Raw genomic sequence first — 3,847 nt, 5'->3', positions numbered from 1 at the left:
GTGCTGCACCAGAGCAGCGAGCTTAGCGAGGGGGGCAACGCCATGGGGGGGGGGCCGCCCACTCCGGGGGCGATCTTCGGCGGGCGGGGGTAGGGTGCTCAAATAGGGTCCCCAGAAACCACGCATTCCGGCACGCGGCTGTTAACAGGCCGAAGTCAAAGCTGGCGCTGCTTACTGATGGAGCGCAACATGCCGTTTCACTTGGCAGTCTCTGCCGCCGCTAGCTAGTTGGCCGCTCCGCAAACGAAACACCAGTTGAAATTTCCCTGTGGGCATTTGCAGCACCCGTCTGGCCGTCACTTTCGCACCGATACCGCTTGTCCTACAGTTCACCAATGATCGATGAATTGACGGGAATTGCGGACGATATGGCGGGCTTGCTCCCATTGTTCGTCAATGGGGGGAACATATCCGGCCTTATTCTTCCGACAAACCACTCGGCTACATTTAAGGCTCTCGCGATTGAGGCAAAGTCGATTATCGATCAAGAGCTCGGTTACGCCAACGAGTACTCTTTGAACCTTCTGCATGCCGTTAACTCCGGTGCGGGAGGTTTTATCGGTGGGCCGTCTTATGCCGCTATTGAAGAAGCCTCTCAGATCGTGGGTGCTGCGGTGCGTGCAATCGAGCGAAAGCGGCGAATACCTGCACAGTCGGCACTTTCTGCCAAATCCTATGTTGATCCCACCCGCGTTCTGGCGCTTCAAGCTGTCGGCAACGGCCCGTGGGACTTCGCACGCCTCATTGAGCTTTGCCGTGAAATCAATATTGCGTCGGCGAACCGATGCCATCTATCAACCGCTATGCTTCTCCGTACGATCATAAACCATGTACCGCCAGTTTTCGGTTTTGCTACCTTTGCCGAAGTGGCCAACCAATATGGCGGCGCGAAGTCGCAGAAATCGTTCAAGGCTTCAATGCAGCGGCTTGAGACCTCACTTCGCAACATTGCCGATATGCACCTCCATTCCCCAATAAGACCCCGAGAAGACGTGCCTACAGCAGTCCAAGTCGACTTCGCGGCAGACCTAGATGTCCTTCTCGGCGAGATTGTTCGTCTGAGCCGTGGGGATAAATAACAAGATAAAAGACGTCGTTGCAGGCAGGGCGGGGTATTCTTTTTTGCGGGAAGCAAGCTCCGTGTAAGATCGTGATGACGGTTGACCACGATGGCCTCACCATTGGATCTGAGCGCTTAGGAGCCGGTAGAGCGGCGGCCCGCCCCCGGGGGCGGCTTTCCGGCGGGCGGCGGGGGTGGCAAAAGGGTCCCCCGACCCGAACCTGCCGCCGATGAACTACGGCAAGATCGAGGCCGAGTTCGAGAAGCGCAAGGTAGGGCAGCAATGATCCGGCTCGTCATTCTCCTTGCCGTCGGCGCTTATGTCTTGCTGGTGAAGTGCAGAAGCAGCCCGTAGGCTCTTGCGCTCGGGCATTTGGACGATCTGGAAAAGCGCGTTGCGGAACTAGAGGCGCGCGTTCTCAAATTGGAGTTCGCAGAGTGAGCGATGCTTTCGACCCCGCCGCCGCGTTCATTGCACAGCAAGACGCATATATTGAGATAATGAAGCCACTGTTCCTTCCAGATGATCCGTTTTCAGACGATATCATCAAGTATTTTGCATCTCTGTTACGAGTGCTCGGGGTGGAAGACGGCGGTTGGGACCCCTACGCGGAAAGCCGAAACATCCTGCATGACCTCAACGCCCTTATGCAGGTGGAATTGCCGGAAGAGCGTTTTCCCGACATCGGAAACACGCAATGGCGATTGGGACTAACGCTCTACAGCCATGTGGTTGAAATGGATGCGCCGTATGAGGTTTTGACGAACCTTCTCCGGTTCCGCTTAGGGAAAGGTTACAGCCCAAATCCGTTTTATGATTTCCTGGATAAAGACGAACAGAAGCGCTTCAAAAAAAACGGCATCGCCCGATGGAAGAAGGTGGAAATAATCAAAACTCTGTCGAAGGAAGCGAAACTAAACGTCGGGAACATGTTTGATGAGTTCTATCGCGCCGATTTGCGAAACGCGGTGCAACACTCCGATTACATTCTAGCAGAAGACGCTTTTCGCAGCCGAAACAGCCTGAGTGGCGATAAGGGCTTCAAAATTTCCTATGAAGAACTGGATCAGCTTATAACAAAAGCGAAGGCTTATATCGGCGCCGTATTCTATCTTGATGCTGCCGCCCGGAGCGTATGGGGGCAGCATAAGGGAAGAGCGATACCCTACGATCCTAACTATAAAGGATTGATGGAGGTGCTTGTCGATGACAAGGATATGATGTGCGGTTTCTCCGTCCACTGGCCCAACAATTCAGCGTCGATCTATCGCCGAACACCGGATGGCATTGAAATGAAGAACTGCTGGGTTGATTTGCAGCACGCCACCGTTGCGTTACACGTCGATCGGTTCGCCCAAAAGGAAAGTACTTTCAGCCCTTTGGTCGAGGTGGGCGCGAACCCTGTGTACACGCCACTGGATGGAACGAACATTCGGCCCGCGTGGTCAGAATAGCATTGCCGGAATAGTGTGCGAACGCTCCCGATCCCCTTGGCTAATGCGATAGATTTTTACCCAAGGCACAACTTGGCATCAGCCCTTCACAGTATCGTAAGATGAGTTCCGCCACGGGTATTTTTTGAACTCGTTTCGGATGGTTTTTCCCGGCATGACCGGTTCTCGGTCATCTGCATACTTCGATAGATCAGCTGTTAGGTCGGGAAGGATACGGCGCGTATTGCGTCTGGCCTTTCTTTTGCGAACCGGCTTGGCCTCGACAATGTCTGAATAGCTTTGGCCAAGCTTCACTACCGTTCGCTTCGCTGTCCTTATTTTTCGTATCTCTAGTTCAAATTCCGGCGCTTTTTTGCGCTTCTTTCTCGATTTCGCCATGTGCACGCCCCGTGCAATTTACTGCAACGGCATGCTACGCGGGGCGGTATAGTTTGCAACTGCTATTTGCGTTAGCGCTTCCCGTACAGCAAGCCGCCCGGGCGCATCTGTTCGCTGTCCACTCCGTCATCTGCTGATCGATCGCCGCTGCGACCTGCTGCCATGCCACGGTTATGCTGTTCGTCATTCGCGGATCACCGCTAGAGCCCGTGGATTGCCCATTGACAATGATGTCCCCCATGACGAAAGCATTGCCGCCCGATGCTGCACGTGAACTCTTGCCAACGATCCCGCCAGCCGTCATCGCCGGGGCACGGTCTGCATTGATCGCCTCAAGAATTGCGCGGTTCCGCAGCGTGGCGGCGGCGTTCATAACGAACTCGCCATCGGAGAGCATGGCCGGAATGCTGTGGCTCTTCGAAGTGCCGGGGCCTCGTACAGAGCGCCGTGCGCGGATAAAAGCGTCGCTCTCGTTCTTCGATATGATGAGGACCGGCGAATTGTCCGACTGCTACCACACGGGTCCATGTCGTGTCTGCGTATTTTGATGAAGCGGTTATCGGCCGCCATCACTCCTGCTGCGTCGTCGACTACCCGGTTGATGTCTCCCGTTATTAATCATTGCCTCATGGCCCCGGTGCCGATCACGGTTATCCACAGCGCAAGATGCACTTGGGGCGGGACCGGCGATTTCAATTGCCCCCGGTCTGCCCCCCGAGTGGAAATAATTATTCAAATAACTTTTAAAAGAATTATGCTTGGATATCGGATTGATTTCATTGCGAAAAATGGCACGCCCTAGGGGAGTTGAACCCCTCTTTACAGAATGAGAATCTGTCGTCCTAACCGATAGACGAAGGGCGCAGGCAGCCTCGTTAAAATAGGAGCGCGCGCTGGCTTCTGCAAGCGGAAGTAATGGCTTCTTTATGGAGAGAAAGTGGTACGCCCTAGGGG

3 protein-coding genes and 1 tRNA gene are annotated in these 3,847 nt (G+C 54.6%); 2 read left to right on the top strand and 2 right to left on the bottom strand.

Going from position 1 to position 3,847, the window contains the following annotated elements; all coding sequences use genetic code 11:
* Positions 1–335 precede the first annotated feature (335 nt).
* Both AC1ECN_RS38395 and AC1ECN_RS38390 read left to right on the top strand, forming a co-directional pair.
* Positions 336–1,079: a hypothetical protein gene (locus tag AC1ECN_RS38395; RefSeq protein WP_477956032.1), complete on the top strand. Its 744-nt coding sequence runs from the start codon at positions 336–338 to the stop codon at positions 1,077–1,079.
* Between the two features lie 419 nt (positions 1,080–1,498).
* The gene (locus AC1ECN_RS38390) at positions 1,499–2,515 is read left to right on the top strand and encodes a hypothetical protein (protein WP_477956030.1); all 1,017 of its coding nucleotides are present in this window, start codon (positions 1,499–1,501) and stop codon (positions 2,513–2,515) included.
* Positions 2,516–2,593: 78 nt separating this feature from the next.
* On the opposite strand, the gene AC1ECN_RS38385 is transcribed toward AC1ECN_RS38390, so the two are convergent.
* Positions 2,594–2,893 (bottom strand): hypothetical protein, encoded by a 300-nt coding sequence (locus AC1ECN_RS38385; RefSeq protein ID WP_477956028.1) that lies wholly within the window; start codon positions 2,891–2,893, stop codon positions 2,594–2,596.
* Between the two features lie 789 nt (positions 2,894–3,682).
* Positions 3,683–3,757: transfer RNA gene (locus tag AC1ECN_RS38380), tRNA-Glu, on the bottom strand.
* Positions 3,758–3,847 lie beyond the last annotated feature (90 nt).

This window comes from Rhizobium sp. 01N447_2, assembly GCF_056399245.1.
The sequence above is the reverse complement of the archived record's forward strand: the minus strand, read 5'-3'. Positions and strand labels throughout refer to the sequence as shown.